This window comes from Myxococcus sp. MISCRS1, from assembly GCF_026626605.1.
Classification (GTDB): domain Bacteria; phylum Myxococcota; class Myxococcia; order Myxococcales; family Myxococcaceae; genus Myxococcus; species Myxococcus fulvus.
Genome location: NZ_JAPNKB010000001.1, coordinates 2695633 through 2713165, shown reverse-complemented (window position 1 = coordinate 2713165; position 17533 = coordinate 2695633). Strand labels below are relative to the sequence as shown.

General features: G+C 69.0%; 13 protein-coding genes. 8 read left to right on the top strand and 5 right to left on the bottom strand.

The window, feature by feature from the left end; translation table 11 throughout:
* Window positions 1-5: 5 nt before the first annotated feature.
* The gene (locus OWM54_RS10345) at window positions 6-1433 is read left to right on the top strand and encodes a DUF3526 domain-containing protein (RefSeq protein ID WP_267697374.1); all 1428 of its coding nucleotides are present in this window, start codon (window positions 6-8) and stop codon (window positions 1431-1433) included.
* 17 nt (window positions 1434-1450) lie between these two features.
* The gene (locus OWM54_RS10340; RefSeq protein WP_267697373.1) at window positions 1451-2866 is read left to right on the top strand and encodes a DUF3526 domain-containing protein; all 1416 of its coding nucleotides are present in this window, start codon (window positions 1451-1453) and stop codon (window positions 2864-2866) included.
* A gap of 13 nt (window positions 2867-2879) precedes the next feature.
* Here the strand turns inward: OWM54_RS10340 and OWM54_RS10335 are convergent, their stop codons facing one another.
* A complete protein-coding gene (locus tag OWM54_RS10335; protein ID WP_267697372.1) occupies window positions 2880-4166 on the bottom strand; it encodes a general secretion pathway protein GspE in 1287 nt (428 codons plus the stop codon).
* A 289-nt stretch (window positions 4167-4455) separates the two neighbouring features.
* Between OWM54_RS10335 and OWM54_RS10330 the strand changes: the two genes are divergently transcribed.
* Both OWM54_RS10330 and OWM54_RS10325 read left to right on the top strand, forming a co-directional pair.
* Window positions 4456-6144: a serine hydrolase domain-containing protein gene (locus OWM54_RS10330; protein ID WP_267697371.1), complete on the top strand. Its 1689-nt coding sequence runs from the start codon at window positions 4456-4458 to the stop codon at window positions 6142-6144.
* Between the two features lie 307 nt (window positions 6145-6451).
* Window positions 6452-6988: a hypothetical protein gene (locus OWM54_RS10325; RefSeq protein ID WP_223750231.1), complete on the top strand. Its 537-nt coding sequence runs from the start codon at window positions 6452-6454 to the stop codon at window positions 6986-6988.
* A 111-nt stretch (window positions 6989-7099) separates the two neighbouring features.
* On the opposite strand, the gene OWM54_RS10320 is transcribed toward OWM54_RS10325, so the two are convergent.
* A complete protein-coding gene (locus OWM54_RS10320) occupies window positions 7100-7858 on the bottom strand; it encodes a 2OG-Fe(II) oxygenase (RefSeq protein WP_223785464.1) in 759 nt (252 codons plus the stop codon).
* Window positions 7859-8036: 178 nt separating this feature from the next.
* Here OWM54_RS10320 and OWM54_RS10315 point away from each other — a divergent pair, with 178 nt between their 5' ends.
* Together OWM54_RS10315 and OWM54_RS10310 are read left to right on the top strand one after the other, a co-directional pair.
* Window positions 8037-8666: a TetR/AcrR family transcriptional regulator gene (locus OWM54_RS10315; RefSeq protein WP_267697370.1), complete on the top strand. Its 630-nt coding sequence runs from the start codon at window positions 8037-8039 to the stop codon at window positions 8664-8666.
* A complete protein-coding gene (locus OWM54_RS10310) occupies window positions 8663-9796 on the top strand; it encodes an FAD-dependent monooxygenase (protein ID WP_267697369.1) in 1134 nt (377 codons plus the stop codon). The genes OWM54_RS10315 and OWM54_RS10310 overlap by 4 nt, the downstream gene beginning before the upstream one ends.
* Window positions 9797-9856: 60 nt before the next feature.
* Here OWM54_RS10310 and OWM54_RS10305 read toward each other — a convergent pair whose 3' ends face one another.
* Together OWM54_RS10305 and OWM54_RS10300 are read right to left on the bottom strand one after the other, a co-directional pair.
* Window positions 9857-10726, bottom strand: coding sequence for an oxygenase MpaB family protein (locus OWM54_RS10305; protein WP_267697368.1), 870 nt, complete (start codon window positions 10724-10726; stop codon window positions 9857-9859).
* Between the two features lie 58 nt (window positions 10727-10784).
* On the bottom strand, window positions 10785-11006 hold the full coding sequence (locus tag OWM54_RS10300) for a hypothetical protein (protein WP_223750236.1): 222 nt from the start codon (window positions 11004-11006) through the stop codon (window positions 10785-10787).
* Window positions 11007-11269: 263 nt separating this feature from the next.
* Here OWM54_RS10300 and OWM54_RS10295 point away from each other — a divergent pair, with 263 nt between their 5' ends.
* Window positions 11270-11536: a hypothetical protein gene (locus OWM54_RS10295; protein ID WP_223750237.1), complete on the top strand. Its 267-nt coding sequence runs from the start codon at window positions 11270-11272 to the stop codon at window positions 11534-11536.
* 136 nt (window positions 11537-11672) lie between these two features.
* Here the strand turns inward: OWM54_RS10295 and OWM54_RS10290 are convergent, their stop codons facing one another.
* On the bottom strand, window positions 11673-12881 hold the full coding sequence (locus tag OWM54_RS10290) for a glycoside hydrolase family 19 protein (protein WP_267697367.1): 1209 nt from the start codon (window positions 12879-12881) through the stop codon (window positions 11673-11675).
* 574 nt (window positions 12882-13455) lie between these two features.
* Between OWM54_RS10290 and OWM54_RS10285 the strand changes: the two genes are divergently transcribed.
* On the top strand, window positions 13456-17490 hold the full coding sequence (locus tag OWM54_RS10285) for a PPC domain-containing protein (RefSeq protein ID WP_267697366.1): 4035 nt from the start codon (window positions 13456-13458) through the stop codon (window positions 17488-17490).
* Window positions 17491-17533: the final 43 nt, after the last annotated feature.

Sequence of the window (17533 nt, the reverse complement as noted above, 5' to 3'; positions counted from 1 at the left end):
CACGAATGATTCGGGCCATCGCACGCAAGGAATGGGTGGAGCTGTCGCGGGACGGGCGCTTCCGGACCGCGGGGATGTTGGTGGGGCTCCTGGCCGTCGTGGGGCTGGCCATGGGCGCGCTGCACGTGCGCGAGTCGCGCGCCGAGCGCGAGGCGGGCTCTCGGCTGACGCGTCAGCACTGGCTGGAGCAGGGGGAGAAGAATCCCCACTCGGCGGCGCACTACGGCGTCTGGGCCTTCAAGCCCGAGTCCGTCCTGGCCGCGTTCGACCGGGGCGTGGAGCCGTACCTGGGCGTGGCCGTCTACCTGGAGGCGCACAAGCGCAACCTCACCCAGCACCGTCCCGCGACGGACGCCACCGCGGTGGCCCGCTTCGGAGAGCTCACCGGCGCCGGAGTGCTCCAGCTCCTCCTGCCGCTGCTCATCATCCTGCTGACCTACTCCGCCTTCACGGCCGAGCGGGAGCAGGGCACCCTCCGCCTGCTGTTGAGCACCGGTGTGCGGCGTCACCAGCTCGTGCTGGGCAAGGCGCTGGGCGTGGGGCTGGCGCTGGCGGCGCTGCTGGTGCCGCTCGTCGTCGTGGGGCTGGGGTTGGTGGTGGGGCTGGGCGGTGGCCTGGATGTCTCGTGGGGAGACCTGCTGGGGCGCCTGTCGGTGCTGTCGCTGGGGTATGGGCTGTACCTGGCGGGCTTCGTGTTCCTGGGGTTGGCGGTGAGCGCGTGGGCGCGCACGTCGCGCGGCGCGCTGGTGGTGCTGCTGGCGGTGTGGATGCTCAACGCGCTGCTGGTGCCCCGGCTCGCGGCGGACGCGGCCCGGACATGGGCGCCGGTGCCAACGGCGCAGGACTTCGCGCGCAGGCTCGCGGAGGACTATGAGAAGGGGTTGAGCGGACATGACTCGGCGGACGCGCGGCAGGTGGCGTTGGAGCGCGAGACGCTGGCGCGCTACGGGGTGGACTCGGTGGAGGCGCTCCCCGTGAACTTCCGGGGCATCGCGCTCCAGGCGGGCGAGGAGTACAGCAGCAAGGTGGCGGCGGTGCGCTTCGGGGAGCTGCGGGAGCGATATGCGTCCCAGGAGCGGCTGCACCGCGCCTTCGCGCCGCTGTCGCCCATGCTCGCGCTCCGGCAGGTGTCGGCGTCGCTCGCGCGCACGGACCTGTCCGCGCACCTGCGCTTCACCGAGCAGGCGGAGGACTACCGGCAGGTGCTGGTGAAGCGGATGAACGATGACGTCGCGTTCCGCTCGAAGCACGGCGACGCCAACTACAAGGCGGATGCGTCCTTGTGGCGTCAGGTGCCGGAGCTGCGCCTGGAGGCGGAGCGACTGACGGACGCGCTCGCGTCCCAGGTTCCGGGGCTCTTGCTGCTCGGGCTCTGGTTGTCGTGGACCACGGCGTTCGCCCTGCGCGCCGGCGCACGCCTGAGCGCGCTGTGAGGCACGAGCCCATGAACATGTCCCTGCTCCGACACGAGTGGTTCCTGCTTCGCAAGGACCGGATGCTCCTCTTCGCCGCCGCGCTCCTGCTCGGGCTGATGGCGTTGGGCCTCTACAACGGCTGGCGCTTCACCCAGGACCTGCGCGCGCATCAACAAGCGCTGCTCACCCAGGAGGCCCTGCGACGCGACCAGCTCGCGGCCCAGGCCGAGGCGCTGCGTCAGGGGCAGGGGACCGCGCCCCCCGCCTGGAAGAGCCCCACGATGCCGGTGCCGGTGGGCAACTTCCTCGTCCAGCCCGAGGCGCTCCTGCCTCCGGGGCCGCTGAGCGTCTTCACGGTGGGGCAGATGGACCTGCTGCCGTCGTCCTACCAGGTGTCACTGCAGGGCCGCCTCACGGACTTCGCGCGCGAGACGCTGGAGCACCCGGCGCACCTGGCCACCGGGACGCTGGATGTGTCGTTCGTGCTGCTCTATCTGCTGCCTTTGTTCGCGCTCGCGTTCTCGTTCGACCTGGTGTCGCGGGAGCGCGAGGACGGCACGCTCCGGTTGGTGCTGGTGCAGGCCACGGGGCTTCGGGGCTGGGCGCTGAGCAGGCTCGCCGTTCGCGCGGCGGTGCTCCTGGGCCTGTGCGTGCTCGCGGGCCTCGCGGGGCATGTGTTGACGGGAGGCGGCGGCGGGCTGCCGAGGCTCCTGGGATGGTTGGCGTTGGTGGTGGGCTATGGGGCGTTCTGGTTCTGTCTGGCGCTGGCGGTGAACGCGCGGGCGCTGAGCTCCGCCACCAATGCGCTGGTGCTGGTGGGCGTGTGGTTGTTGCTCGTGGTGGTGGTGCCCGCGGCGGCGCAGCTCGGCGTGAGCGCGCTGTATCCGGTGCCCTCGCGCGTGACGTTGGTGGGGGCGACCCGCGACGCCTCGCTGGATGCGCAGCGGCGGGGAAGCGAAGTGCTGTCCGCCTACTTCGAGGACCATCCGGAGCTGGCGCCGAAGGGGACCCGGACGGAGGGCTACTGGCCCACCGCGCTGGCGGTGCAGGACGAGGCGGCCCGGGCCACCGCCCCCGTGGTCGCGGCCTTCCAGTCGCAGTTGGACGCGCAGCAGTCCGCGCTGGAGCTGCTGCGCTTCGTGTCCCCCGCGCTGGCCTTCCAGCAGGCGCTCCAGGATGTGGCGGGGACTGGTGGAGCGCGGCACGCGCACTTCCTGCGGCAGGTGGACCGCTTCCACGCTTCGTGGCGCGAGGCCCTGCTGCCGCGCGTCTTCGCGGGAGACACGCTGGGCGCGGCGGACCATGCGCGACTGCCGCGCTTCGCCTATGTCGAGCAGCCCGGTGCCGACGTCGTCCCGCGGGTGGCACTGGGGTTCCTCGCGCTCGCGTGGCCCACGTTGCTGGCCCTGGGGTTGGGGCTGCTGTGGCTGGGCCGTCCCCGGTTGTCGTGAGCGAAGGGGCGCTTCAGCGTCGCGCCTTGTGCTGGCCCGCGTTGGTGGCGTCCGCGCGCAGGCACATCACCGAGTAGAGGTTCATCGTGTAGAGGTTGTTCTCCGGCGCCAGGTCGGAGGCCTTCTGGAACAGGGCCGTGGCGCGCTCGTAGTCCCGGTGGTGGTTCAGCAGAATCATCCCCAGGCGGTTGTAGAGCGGCGCGGGGTGGGGGAGCAGGCCGATGCCTCGCTCCAGCAGCTCGATGGCCTCCGCCCACCGTCCCGCCTGCTCCAACCGGATGACGCGCTGGAGGACATCCTCGTTGGCGTCCTCCACGAAGGGCTTGGGCACCGCGCGTCCGGCCTGCGTCGCCTGGGGAACGGGCGGAGGCGTCGGCTCGGCGGGTGCCGCGCGGGCTGTCGGCGCGGGGGGCTCGTAGAGCCGCGTGACGCCCCGTTCTCCGAGCGACGCGAAGAGCGCTCGCAGCTCCACCTCCGCGAGCTGGGTGATGAGCGACAGGTCCGACAGCGACGTGTGCCCGTCGACGAGGGAGAGCACATACGCCTCGAAGGGGCTGAGCCGCAGGTTCGTCACGCTCAGTCCGCCCACGAGGAACGGCCGGGCCTGTGAGCCCTCCTGGGCCGCGTCGAACGGCGCCACCCGCGTGGTCTCCGACTGCGGAGCGCGCGGGGTGCCCGAGGTGCCCTGTCGCTCGGGCTGCGTCAGGAGCGCGCGGACGAGGGAGACGTTGTCGCGGGGCGGCAGGTCCTCGACGTGGCGCACCAGCAGCAGCTCACAGCGGGGGCACTGGAAGTCCTTGGGGAGCGTGGGCGCACCGCAGTGGGGACAGGCCTCGTCCTCCGGCGGGTGCTCGAAGGCGTCCGCCACCGCGTAGTAGTGCTTGCGGATGGCCGCGCGGATGGACCTGCGCACCGCGATGAAGGGCAGCACCTGCGTGACGCCCACGGTGCGGACAATCTCCTCCAGCGCGCGCTGGCGCTGCGGCTCCGCGATGGCGACGTAGAGGACGCCCTGGGCCAGTCGCAGGGGCATGAAGTCGAAGCCCTCCGCCAGGCGCACGGGGACCTTCTCCAGCAGGGTAGGGTCCACCTTCGCCAGGCTCAGCTTCTCGGTGGAGACGAAGCGCGTCGAGAGCGTCTGGGCCAGCAGCCGCAGCACCGGCGTCTCGTCCACGCCCAGCCGCACCAGGCACTCGCCCAGCTTCTGGCCCGTCTCCTGTTGATGCGCGAGCGCTCGCGACAACAGCTCCGGCGTCAACACGCCTTCCAGCACCAGCCGCTCGCCGAGTCTCCGCGTCATGCGGCGGATTCAAGGACGGCATCCCTCGTCCCGTCCACCTCGGTGAAGGTCTTGTCGTCGGAAGGCTGGGGGAAGGGGCCTTCCTGAATCGTGACTCAGGTCTCACCCGAGGGGCTCCCTATGATTCCGCGCGCTTATGGGCAGCGGATTGGGGGACACTTGGGCGGGGCGGAGGGGACTCGCCTCCAGGGGGAGTCGTCCACCGCCGGAATCGAGGCGCTCACCGATGCCGGGCGGCGCTTCGCAGATGGGCGGCGCCTGGCGGAACGGCTTCCGGAATCCTCCGTGCATGCGACCTTCCCTTTCTCTCCTGCTGTGGGTGGCCCTCGTCTCGTGGGGCCTGGTGGTTCCCGTTGCCCGAGCCCAACCGGTGCGAGAGACGCGCGCCCAGCGTCACGCCCGTGTCGATGCGCTCTTCGCCACCTGGCGTGGCAAGGCGTCGCCCGGCTGCGGCGTGGGCGTCTCGCGCGACGGTGTGCGCGACTACGTGAAGGGCCATGGCCTGGCGAACCTGGAGTTCGGCGTGCCGCTCACACCTCGCTCCTCGTTCAATTTGGCGTCCATCACCAAGCAGTTCGTCGCGTTCTCCATCGGCTTGTTGGCGCAGGAGGGGAAGCTGTCGCTGGATGATGATGTGCGCAAGCACGTGCCGGAGCTGCCCGACCACGGCAAGCGCATCACCGTCGCGCACCTGATGCACCACATCAACGGGCTGCGCGAACAGGGCCAGCTGCTCTCCCTGGCGGGATGGCGCGGCGAGGACCTGTACACCGAGGAGGATGTCCTCTGGGTCCAGTCGCGGCAGCGCGGGGTGAACTTCGCTGCGGGCGAGGAGGTTCTCTATGGCAATGCCGCGTACTCGCTGCTGGGCATCATCGTGCGGCGCGTGTCCGGCAAGTCGCTGCGGGCGTTCGCCGACGAGCGCATCTTCAAGCCGCTCGGCATGGTGGACACCTCGTTCCGGGATGACCTGGCGCCGCCCATCCCCCAGCGCGTGACAGGGTACATGCCCCGCGCGGAAGGGGGGTGGCGGTTGAGTTCGGCGGACCTTGGGTACAACGGCACGAGCGCGGTGTACTCGTCGGTGAACGACCTGCTGACGTGGCAGCAGAACCTGCTCGATGGCCGCCTGGGTGGGACGGCGCTGCGGGACCTGCTCCAGACCTCGGGTCGATTGAACGACGGCCGGGAGACGGGCTACGGCGGCGGGCTGCGGCTGGGGGCGTACCGGGGCCTTCGCACTGTGAGCCATGACGGGTACGTGGCGGGCTTCCGCACGGAGAGCATCCTCTTCCCCGAGCAGAAGCTGGCCATCACCGTGTTGTGCAACGACGGGAAGATCGACCCGACGGTGCTCGCGCGGAAGGTGGCCGAGGTGTACCTGGGCGGCCTTTTGAAGGACATGACTCCGCCCGCCGTGGTGGTGCCCGCGGAGGAGCTGGCGGCGCTGGCCGGCAACTACTGGAGCCCCCAGACGGACGAGGTGGTGCGGCTGGAGGTGAAGGACGGCGCGCTGCGCGAGGTGGGCTCCACCGCGGCGCTGACTCCCATCGGTCAGGGGGCGTTCCTACCGGCCGAGCCGACGCCCGGGATGTGGCGCTTCAACGCGTCGGCGGCGCCGGGGGCGCCCGTGCTGGGCATCCAGGACTTCTGGCCGACGACGCGAGAGTTCGTCCGGGTGCGTGAGCCGATGCCCACGGTGGGCGAGCTGGAGGCCCTGGTCGGGCAGTACCGCAGCGACGAGGTGGACATGACGTACACGGTGCGGCTCGTCGACGGGAAGCTGGCGCTGAGCTGGTTCCGTCGCGACGACCTCCTGCTCGAGCCCGTGGGGGGCAACCGCTTCGTGAGCTCGTTCGGCGCGGTGTCCTTCACGAAGGGGGCATCAGGCGGCGTCGATGGAATGTTGGTGAGCAGCCGGCGCCTGCGTCGCTTCCGTGCCGAGCGCGTGTCGCAGGGCGCTCCCGGTCCTCGCTGACGCGTCGCGCGGCATGTATTTGATTGCATGGGAATCGTACAGCGCGCTGCTGGCTTCCCCGGGAAATGCACAGCCGACGATGACCAGGATTCACCAGGGCTTCGTATCTCTCTCGGCGACCTCCGCCGATGTTCCTTCCAGGAGAGAGAGAATGTTTGGAGCCGTGCGAATTTCCAAGCTCGTGACATCCCTTGCAGCCGCCATCGTCGCACTGGTCTCGGCCCCTGCTCTCGCAGGGATTGTCTTCTTCGACACGACGGCCGCCGACAGAAGCGCGGGGGGATATCCCATCACGAATCGTAACGACGTGGGCTGGGCCTACGCGAATCGCAGCGCCGAGCGGGTGTGTGCCCACTATGGCTATGCGCGAGGCATGTATACCGGAGAGCAGTCGGGTGAGCTGATGGGCATCCATTGCTTCACCTCCGACATGGTGACCTGGCAGGACCTCCCTGGCTCGGATGCGCGGGCGTGGGCTCTGTGGCAGGGCAGCTCCACCTCGCTCGATTCGCAGGCGGCGTACAACGCGGGCGCCATCGCCGACAGGGAGTGTGGCTCTGTCTACAACACGGGGTTCTTCACGGGCTTCCAGAACACGTCGGCGGACCTGATGGGATTGGTCTGCATCCCGAGCACCCACGTGGCGCCTCGCGGAGTCGACACCGATGACCCCCGGTTTCCGTTCCTCAGCGGCATGAACCCGCCGTTCACCTCGTGGTGGCAGTTGCGCTCGTCCGTCAACCGGGTCTGCCAGTACTTCGGCTACACCACGGGCACGATGAACCTCTACGCCAACACGGGGGTCCCGTTCGTGCTGAACCTCGGACTCCAGTGCATCTATTGAGTCGAGAGGACCTCCTCGGCTCGGATTGAAGTCGCGGAGGGGCCCGTGCGTGAACTGGCCCTCCCTGACTTCGTCCTTTCTCCTGCTCGCGGATGCGGGCGGGGGAAGAGGCTACAGGCGCGTGGGAGCCCAGATGGCGCTGTGGGGCTCCGGCGCGTCCGCGGCGACCTCCGCGGTGTAGAAGTAGGCGGCGACCGCGGCGCGACCTCGTCCCTCGGGACAGTCCAGTGGGGTGGGGTGGCCGTGCCAGTGGTCATCGCCATGGGCCATGACCACCAGCCGGTCGAGCACCGGTGAGATTCGCGTCTCGCATCGCGTGAGGTCGGCGTTCCATAGCTCCAGGTCGCCGCCCCAGGCAGGCTGCCAGTCCGGGTTCAGGTAGTAGAGGACGGTCAGTCGACGGGTGAGGGCTCGGAAGCGGTCGCGGTTGAAGTCGGCGTGCAACGCCAGGTGTCCGCCGCGCAGCGTGAGGTGCAGGCCGGCGCCCCGGAAGTGCGGGTCCGGGATGAGCCCCTGCACGCCGGTGACGGTCTCCAGGAAGTCGATGAACGACATGCCGGAGAACTCCGAGAGCAGGTGCCGGAGCGGGCCGGGGACGTCCTCGAACGCCTTGCGCTGGAGCTGTCCCAGGCGGGCTGCCTGCTCCACGTGGTCCCTGCGCTTCCACTGCGCGTCGTTCGCTCCCGGGAAGACCGAGGCCAGCTCGGACGCCAGTCGTGTCCCGAGGAAGCCGTCGATGACGACGTGGGGATGGGGCTTCGCGACGCCGTAGCGGTCGCGATGGGCCAGCGCCACCGCCCGCAGCGCCGTGCGGTCGAGAAAGAAGCTCGGCCCCCTGAGCGGGCCTTCTTCGAGGGTTGCGACTGTCACCCGTCCTCCTCCGCCCGAACATGTCCGGGCACGGCGCATCCCTACATCGCCGCCTCGCGAAATCCCACGCCGGCGGCACGCTCCTTCCTTCAACGCTCGACGCGTCGCCAGCGCCTGCCTGTGTGGCTCCCGGTGCGGTCGGGGAGCGAATTCCTGGAGATTTTGAACGCGTTCAATTATGAACCTGTTCAATATGTCCCTGAGGGAGCGAGCCAAGAGCGAGAAGTGGGAGCGCATCCGGGCAGCGGCGAAGCGGCTGTTCGCGGAGCGTGGCTATGAGGGGACGACCGTGCGCGCCATCGCCGAGGCGGCGGGCGTCGCGACGGGCACGGTGCTGGTGTACGGCGAGACGAAGGACGCGCTGCTGCACGAGCTGTGGCGCGCGGAGGCGATGCCGCTCGTGGAGCGGGCGGTGACGTCGCTGCCGGGGGAGGGGCTTTTCGTGGACCGGTGCATGCACCTGTTCTCGCCGCTGTTGACCCACTACGCGTCGCAGCCGGAGCTGGCGCGGGTGGTGGTGAAGGAGCTGCCATGGCTCACGGGCGCCGCCGAGGAGCTGCATCGCCCGGCGCTGGCGAGGCTGGTGGGGGCGCTGGCATCGGTCGTGTCCGACGCGAAGTCGCGAGGTGAGCTGCGAGCGGAGGTGGACTGCGAGCGGGCGGCGGAGCTGGTCTTCGGCGTCTATTTCGCGGCGGTGATGCGGATGCTCGTGCCGATGGCGGGCTCCACGGTGGCCACGGCGCGAGCGCGCCTTCGCTGTGACCTGGAGATGCTGTTCGTGGGGTTGGGTTCGAGGAGGTCATCGTGAAGGTCCTCGTGGTGGGGGGAGGAATCGGAGGGCTCGCGCTGGGGGCCGCGCTGGCGAGGCGGGGCGTGGTGGCGGAGGTCGTCGAACGGCGGCCCTCCTATGGGGACGAAGGCGCGGGCATCGTGCTCGGTCCGAACGTGATGGCCGTGATGAAGGGGCTCGCGCTGCACGAGGCTGTCCTCGCCGCCGGGCATCCGGTGGGACTGGCGCGCATCACGGATGCGTCGGGACGCGTGCTCCAGCAGACGCCGTATGCTGTGCCGGGATTGTCGCTGCCTGCGACCACGCTTCATCGGAACAAGCTGCTCGAGGTCCTGCGCTCCGTGTCGCCCACGCCGCGCCTGGGCGTGACGGTGATGGGCTTGCTGAGTGGTGTGGATGGCGTGGACGTCGAGCTCTCCGATGGAACAGCGGGGCGCTACGACGTCGTGGTCGGCGCGGATGGCATCCGTTCCATCGTGAGGGAGCACGTGTGCGGCGCCGAGGTGCACCCTCGCTACTCCGGTTACACGTGCTGGCGCGGCGTGGTGGAGGGGCACTTCGAGGACGCGGTGGTGGAGATGTGGGGCACGGGCAGGCGCGTGGGGGTGGTGCCGCTGGGCGAGCGGAAGTCCTATGTCTTCCTCACGCTGAATGCCCCGCGTCGCGCGCCGGCTCCGTGGAAGGACCTGTCCGGCTTCCAGGCGCTGTATGCAGGCTTCGCGGACCCGGCCCGCTCGGCGTTGGCGGCGTTCGGTGGGCTCGAAGGGCTGCTTCACAACGACATCGAGGACTGTTCGGCGCTGCGGTGGTGGAAGCCTCGTGTCGTGCTGCTAGGTGACGCGGCCCATGCGGTGACGCCGAACCTGGGGCAGGGCGCGGGGCTGGCCATCGAGGACGCAGCCGCGCTCGCGCAGCTCCTGGTGTCGATGGGGCCCACGGACGAGGCACTGGCCCGGTATGAGCAACTCCGCCGTCCGCGCGCGGAGCGGATTCGCGACCGCTCATGGATGCTTGGCCGGGTTGCGCAATGGGAGAACGGCCTTGCGCGGAGTGTGCGCGACACGCTGATTCGGTGGACGCCGGAGTCGGTGGCCCGCGCGGAGCTCGAGAAGGTCGTTCGCGACATGCCCGGTGTCCCCGTGGGGTGATGTGGACTTGCACCGAAGTCTTTGTTCCCGCAGAAGTTCCGGCGCTGACTGCCAGCCGTGTCAGAACAGCGGGCGTCCCTCGGCCAGCCGCCTGCGCACGTCCCGCAGTTGTCGCCGTAGCGGCGCTTCACGAATGGCGGTGGGGGCCAGACGCATGAAACCCGCCAGCCGTCGGTTGAACTTCTCGAAGGTCTGGGCGTCGGCCTCCGTCCACGGTAGCTGCATCAGCGTGCGGAACTCCGGCCCCAGGTAGCCCGCGACCAGTCGCTGCCGAAGCCGCAGGACGGGCGCGGGGATGCGGCGGCCGAGGTACTCGAGTCGCACGATCCGGCAGAGGTAGTCGCGCGTGCGCTCGTCCATCGTGAGCCCCGAGATCTCCGCCTGCCAGTACGCCTCGAAGTCGTCGCGGGTCGGCGGCCACGATTCGGGCGGCATCTGCAGGGTCGTGCCGAACACGCTCCCCTGCTGGTAGAACCGCTCCCGGAACTCGCCCTGCAGCGGGCCGTGCACGCGTTGGTACGCGTCCTCCGCGCCGACGTACAGGCACGCCGTCACCCAGCGCTGGTGCGCGGGGTCGAACGCGTTGTAGCCGACCGGATGTCCGGGCTCGGAGCGGACGCGCGCGTGGGAGACGTTCGTCGCCCGGCGTATCGCGGCGCGCTCCTCCGCTCCGCCGAGCATCGTCACCGCGATGTACGTCAGCGTGGTGCGGGCCCGTCGCTTCGGGTTCTTGAAGAGGTTGCCCTCTTCGACCTTGCTCTCCATGACGCCGTAGGCGACGGCCGGCCTGGAGAGCTGCATGATCACGTTCGCCGTGCCGGCGGCGAGGATGAACCAGTTGGCCGCTTGTCGAAGCGCGTCGTTCTCCATGGCGTCCAATTGCTGCCGTAGCTGCGTCTTCGTGGTCGAGCCTTCGGCCTCATCGCTCATGGTCATGAAGCACCTGGGTGCATGGGTGAACCGCGATTCACAAGTCACGGCGCACGGGTCAGTCGCTGTTCGGCTCCACGAGCGTAGCCACGAACCGCGCGGTGCGCTTATTGGCAATTGGATGCAGTTCGGTCGCGCTCAGCCGGGTCATGGTCGCGAAGGCCGACGTGTCCGCCCAAGCTTGGCGGATCAGCCCCGCGAACTCGGTCGACGGCACGCGCAACCGGATGCCGTACACGAGCGCGAACTCTTCGATGACCGAGCCGACGCGATCCACCATGCCGCCTGCCACGCCAGAGAGGCCTCGGTCAGCCACAGGTCGCCCAATGAGAACGGCCTCGCGCGGAGCGTGCGCGACACGCAGATGCGGTGGACGACGGAGTCGGTGGCCCGCGCGGAGTTCGAGAAGGTTGTTCGCGACATGCCCGGTGTCCTCGTGGGTGAGGCGGCTGCATTTCGGCGACCAGTCGTTTGCCGAGCAGTATCCTCGAACCACACGGCGCCGGCTCGCGCCTACCCCTACTCATTCCATCGGAGACATTCGTGGGAATTCACTTCAAGAAAGTCGAAGGCAGCTCGGTCATCGTCCATATCGATGAAGGGTCGCACCCCACGATGGCCAGGGCCGTGAAGGTCGTCTCCGACAGGCTCGGTATCCCCGAAGTAGAGCTGACGGCCTCAACCGCATTCGGCGCCGCCAACTTCGCCGTCACCCTGCGTCCCGGCGCCGACCATCCGACCATCTATGTATTCGAACTTGAACTTGAAGGTCTGAAGAGTGAACTCGAAAGCAAGAACGAGGGCACGTAGACCATTCTGGTGGCTGGCCGACTTCGCGTACCGGCAGCAGCTTCCCCTCTCGTTCCAGTGATGTTGGCGCAGTCGCACCCGTGGGGTGAGGCCGTCGATTCTCCGGCCCCACTCCACGAGCGTTGGGACTTGCCTCTCAGCAGCCCAGGTTGCCTCCAGGACTCACGCCGAGCAGGTTGGCGATGTCCTGATACTTCTGGATGCGGCTCTGCACCTGCCCCGGGTTTCCACCGTTGCACTCCAACGTGCCATTGATGGTGCGGATGGTCTCACCGAAGCCGGCCCCGTTCACCATGGCGCTGTGCGCAGTCATGCTTCCGGCACCCGTCTGGGTGGTCCAGAACCAGAAGGCGGAGCGCCACGAGGCGTTCGCGTCCTGGGCCAGCAGGTCGGGGTTCGTGTGCAGGGGCAGGTTCAGCGCGGCTCCGGCGGCGCAGTAGTTGCCGTTCCAGGACAACTGGATGGGCCCACGGCCGTAGTACTGCTTGCCCGCGACGCAGTTGCACCCCGGCGGGCCCCAGGTGCCACAGTAGGGGCCACGGGCGATCTCCTCGATGTAGACATAGTTCCCGGTCTCGTGCGCCGTGTTGGCGAAGAAGGCCGCCACCTCGCGCTTGCGCGTCTCCAGCGAGCCTGTATTGGCGAAGGCCGGGAAGGTGCTCGCGGCGGCGATGAGGCTGCTGTAGGTGTAGAAGGGGTTCCGGTTCGGGAACATGGCGTTGAACGTGGATTCGCTCAGGATGGCCGCCAGCCCCGTGCCGCCGCCTCCATCGACACGGTCGAACGTCCAGCGCTGGTTCGTTCGCTGCTCGTAGGGGTACTGCACCAGCTCCGTGCCGTTGGCCGTATTGCCCCAGTACACGTCGATGGCCATGTCCGTGTGGCGGGCGCGGATGCTGAACTCACTGCCCACCTCCTTCACGAAGCGGAACTGCTGGTTCGTTCCACCTCCGTAGCTCCACTGGTGGACGAGCGCGTTCGCCGCGACGCTGGCCTCCTTGATGTCGAGCGCCTTGTTGCTGTTCACGTTGATGATGCTGAAGTAGCCGCCGGACGTCGGCGTGACGACGAAGCGCTGTGCATTGGTTCCATTGCAATCCCATTGCTGCACCTTGGCGCCGTCCGCCGTGCTCGACGAGGCGACGTCGATGCACTTGTTGGTCATCACCGAGCGGATGACGTAGGTACCCGCGGTGATGGTGTCGACGATGGCGGCGCTCTCCACCTGGCCCACCGGGTCGAGGTCCGCGGACGCTGGCTCGGCGCGCTCACAGCCTCCCAGAACGCTCAGGCCCCCACAGATTCCCAGCAACGCCAGACTGCGTGAAACAAGATGGCCAGACATGATGGTGCTCCTTGTGGTCGACGGTTTCTCGGGCGCTCCACGCCAAGGGAGCGCGGAGGCGCTGGCTCCGGATGGCCGGGCCGCCAACATCATGCATAGAGCTGTAAAACAGGATTAAGCCAATTAAGCCGCTGAGTGGAGAGCGTTGACCAGCAGACGCGCTGTGGCGGCGCCGGTCGACTGATGAGCAATGCAAATGTCCTGGGGTCGCAAGCCACTTCGTGAGCGTTCACCGCTTCCTGCTGCAGCCGCGCGATGAAGTCGTCAGGCACGAGATGGCTTCCATGCCATGGCGCCCAGTCCGGCCTGTCGATGTCGCGCGCTCGGAAGTCCGGTGGAGATGGAGACCTCGAGAACCCGAGACGTCGAGGAGGTGGCCGTGTCCTCCGCGGGCGGCTCCGAGACCTCGTGAGTCCTCCTCGTCTGGAACACCCGGTGAAAATTCCTCGCGGCGCGACGCGACAATCCGCGCCCGGGTCCGTTCGAGGGTGACGGAAGCAAGTGTCACCTGATTGCAAATTCCAGCGGCTTCGCGGCCCTCACCGCGAGGCCCTGACTCGATTCGAGGACCCCTGTGAAAAGTCTTCAGCGCATCTTCCTGCTCGCGGGAGCGCTGCTCCTGTGGAGCGGCTGTCGTGGTGAGTCACCCGAGTCGGACCCGGATTCCACCGACGGCCATTCTCAGAAGCTGGTGGACGGAGTGCTCACCCCAGGCACACCCATCCCCTTCATCGCGGCCCCCACGGGCGGGCAGCGGCTCTACACGCTGGACGTCCCGGCCCACCAGAGCGCGGTCACCTTCGCCACGACGGGAGGGCCCGGCAACCTGGACATGAAGGTGGCCTTCGGCGCCGCACCGACGGCCACCACGGGTGATTGCACGTCCGCGGGAGCCGACAGCGTGGAGCGCTGCACCGTGTCCGGCCGCGATATCGCCGGGACCTGGTACGTGCTGCTCACCGCCACGAGCTCCTTCTCCAACGTGACGCTCACGGCCACCGTCTCCGCCTACGGCACGGGCACCAGCCCCGTGCGCGCGCTCACCAGCGGCCAGGCCATGACGGCTGTGTCCGGCGTCGTGGGCGACTGGCTCATGTACTCGCTCCAGGTGCCCGCGGGGCAGACGCGGCTGAGCGTGGCGCTCTCGGACGGCACGGGCAACGCGGACCTCTACCTCCGGCATGGCTCCACGCCCGACCTCGCGACGTTCAACTGCCGCTCCAACACCTCCGGCAACACGGAAGTCTGCGAGGTGCCAACCCCCCAGGCGGGGACCTGGTACGTCATGCTGCGCGGCTACACGGCCTTCAGCGGCGCGAGGCTGGTGGGCACGGTGGTGCCTCCCGTGACGGCGCTCATCAATGGCCAGCCGGTGACGAACCTCTCGGCGGCCAAGGACGCCATGCTCTTCTTCACGCTGGAGGTGCCCGCGCAGCAGGCCTCCCTGAAGGTCACGCTCTCGGGAGGCACCGGCGACGCGGACCTCTACGTCAAGCGGGGCGGGAACCCCTCGACGACCAGCTATGACTGCCGCTCGTGGGTCACCGGCAACACGGAGACCTGCACGGTGACCGCGCCGGTGGCGGGGACGTACCACGTCATGGTGCGGGCCTACGCGGCGTTCAGTGGGGTCACGCTGCTCGCGCAGTCGGTGAGCCTGGAGCTGGCCGTTCCGCTGGTGAACGGTCAGGAGGTGTCCCGCCTCGACAGCGAATCGGGCGGGCCGTTCCTGTTCCGGCTGGATGTCCCCGAGTCCGTCGCCACGCTCTATTTCGAGGTGCCGTCCCTCTTCTTCGGCTCCTTCCTGATGACGGTGAAGTACGGCAGTCCGCCCGAGGGCACCGACTACGACTGCAGCCGGTCGAGCACCGGGAGCCGCTGCACCTTCGAGGAGCCTCGCGCGGGTGCCTGGTATGTCCGGGTGGCTCCGGAGTACCCGTATCGCAAGTTCGAGTACCTCTCGGTCCTGGGCCGCTACAAGGGCGTGGTCAGCAACACGGCGCTCACGAACCTCCAACAAGTGACAGGCGTGGGCGGCCACAGTGATGACCGCCTCTACTACACGCTGGAGGTCCCGCCGGGACAGGCGCGGCTGGCCATCTGGGCGCAGGGTGGGACGGGCTCGGGCTACGTGTCGGCGCGACGTGGCAGCCGGCCCGTGCACGACGGCGGCTATGTCTGCCGGAAGTCCTTGCCGGGCTCGTGTGTCATCGACGCGCCGGCGGCGGGCACGTGGCACTTCTGGGTGGAGCCGGGCGGCTACGGCGACTTCGCGGGCCACACGCTCACGGCTGGCTACACCAGCGCCGTGCCCGTCTCCACCGGAGCGCTGGTGCTCGACCAGCCCTCGGCATCGTTCTCCGGCATGCCGCTGGAGGACCGGCTGTTCACCCTCCAGGTGCCGCCCCACCAGGTGAAGCTCGAGTTCACCCTGAGCAACCCCACCTTGGACGTCATGGTGGATGCACAGCCGGGCAGCCCGCCCCCCGCGACGGGCACCACGGGGTGCTTCATGCTCACGCCCTGTTTCATCGAGCGCCCCGCGGGTGGCACCTGGTACGTGCGCGTCCGCTCGCGCGCGGCCTTCACGGACCGCACGCTCACCGCGAAGGTGACCGCGCCGCTCCCCCTGTTCAACGGCGTCACCGTGAACGGCATCGCCGAGACCTTCCAGGGGACCTACTACCGCTTCGACGTACCGCCTGGGCGCACCGGCCTGACCTTCGTCACGCAGGGCTACAGCCAGGCGGACGCGAGCCTCTACGTCAAGCGCGGCGCCCTGCCGACGAACACGGACTACGACTGCGCCTCCACCCAGTCGTACTCGTCCTACGAGCGGTGCGACTACTTCGACCCCCAGGAGGGCCCCTGGTTCGTGCTCGTGCGCGTCACCAGCATGTGGCCGCCTCCGGGCTCGGGCTCCAACGCCTCCCTCGTGGCGAGGCACTCGGAGACGGGGCCCATCTCCTCCGTCGTCACCGACACCGCGACGCCCGTGCCGTCCTCGTCGAACGTCTTCCGGACCTACCGCCTGGAGTTCCCCGAGGGGTTGCCCTATCTCCTGGTGGAGATGCTGGGCCGCCAGTACCACGACTCCGTCGGGCCGGAGCTCTGGATCCAGCACGGGGCCTATCCGACCGAGTTCTCCTACAAGTGCAAGGCCTGGCGCTCCTGTGACATCCCCACCCCCGCGGGAGGCGTCTGGTACATCACCCTGTCTGGCAGTACCGCGTTCAACGGCGCCATGCGCATCACCACGACGAACCGGGAGGCGCGCGCGCTGGTCAACGGCATGTGGGAGCAGCCCGTCCAGAGCGTCCCCGTGTCCACCATGACCGTCTATCGGCTGGAGGTCCCTCCGGGCGCGAGCCACCTCAACTTCAACCTGAAGGGCGAGGGCACGCTCACCAGCGACGCGAACCTCTACGTGCGCTACGGTGCTCCGCCGACCACCTACAGCTACGACTGCGCGTCGAGGAACGCGATGGGCAGCGAGGAGAACTGCGACTTCGTCCAGCCTCGCGCCGGCACGTGGTACGTGGGGCACTGGACGCAGACGGTGACGAACCTGTCGTCCATGGCGCGCCTGTCGGGGACGTACTCGATGACGCAGGCGGAGGGGATTGCCCCGCTGTCGTCCCACGTCGCGCTCACCGGCCTGACGGCGGAGGGCGGCTCGCAGCAGGTGTGGCGGATGGAGGTCCCTCCGGGCCAGGGCCTGCTGTGGTTCGGCACGGGGAACGGCGTGGGCAACCCGACCCTCAAGGTGAAGTTTGGAGGTCGGCCGGTGGGCAGCGTGAGCGTGGACTGCACCGGCTCCACCACCACCCACGGACGGGTGTGCGTCATCCCCAACCCGAGTGCGGGAACGTGGTTCGTGTCGCTCACGGGGACGACGCGGTATCGCGGCCTGTCGCTCACCGGCGGCATGCTCGCCGCGCAGACGGTGACGGCGCTCACCAATGGCGTGCCCCTGCCCAACCTCGTCATCAAGCCGGGCCAGCCCCAGTTCTTCAACCTGGAGGTGCCGGCGGGGGAGACGGAGCTGCTCTTCGAGGTGTCCGGCCAGCAGACGGCGACGACGGGCGACCTGGCGGTCTTCCTCGCGAAGGACGCGCTGCCGACGACGGCGAGCACGCGCTGCGCGGAGCCCACCGCGGGAACCGTGCGGTGTCAGGTGTCGGCGCCCGCGGCGGGCACGTGGTACGCGCTGGTGAGGTCCACCTCGGCGACCTTCACCTCGGCACGCATCGTTGGCTTCCATGCCCAGCAGGTGGACGCCGTGTCGCTGGTGCGCAGCGGCACCTATACGAAGGGGCTCACCGCCTCGTCCGCGCTCGCGAGGACCTTCAAGGTCATGGTTCCCCCGGGCATGGACCACCTCGCGGTGGAGGCGGCGGGCATGGACACGGGCTCTCCCGCGGGCGCGATGAAGGTCGCGGCGCGCAAGGACAGCCCGCCGACGGCCACGGAGTACGGCTGCATGTCGTCGGACTTCCGCAGCTACAACTCCTGCTGGGTCTTGGACCCCGAGCCGGGCGTCTGGTACGTCACCATGACTCCCTCCGGTGCCTATCGCGACCTGGCGCTGTTCGTGGAAGCGCTGTAGCGCGCTCCGGCGCACGCGGGGGGCGCGAGATGCGCGGCGCCCC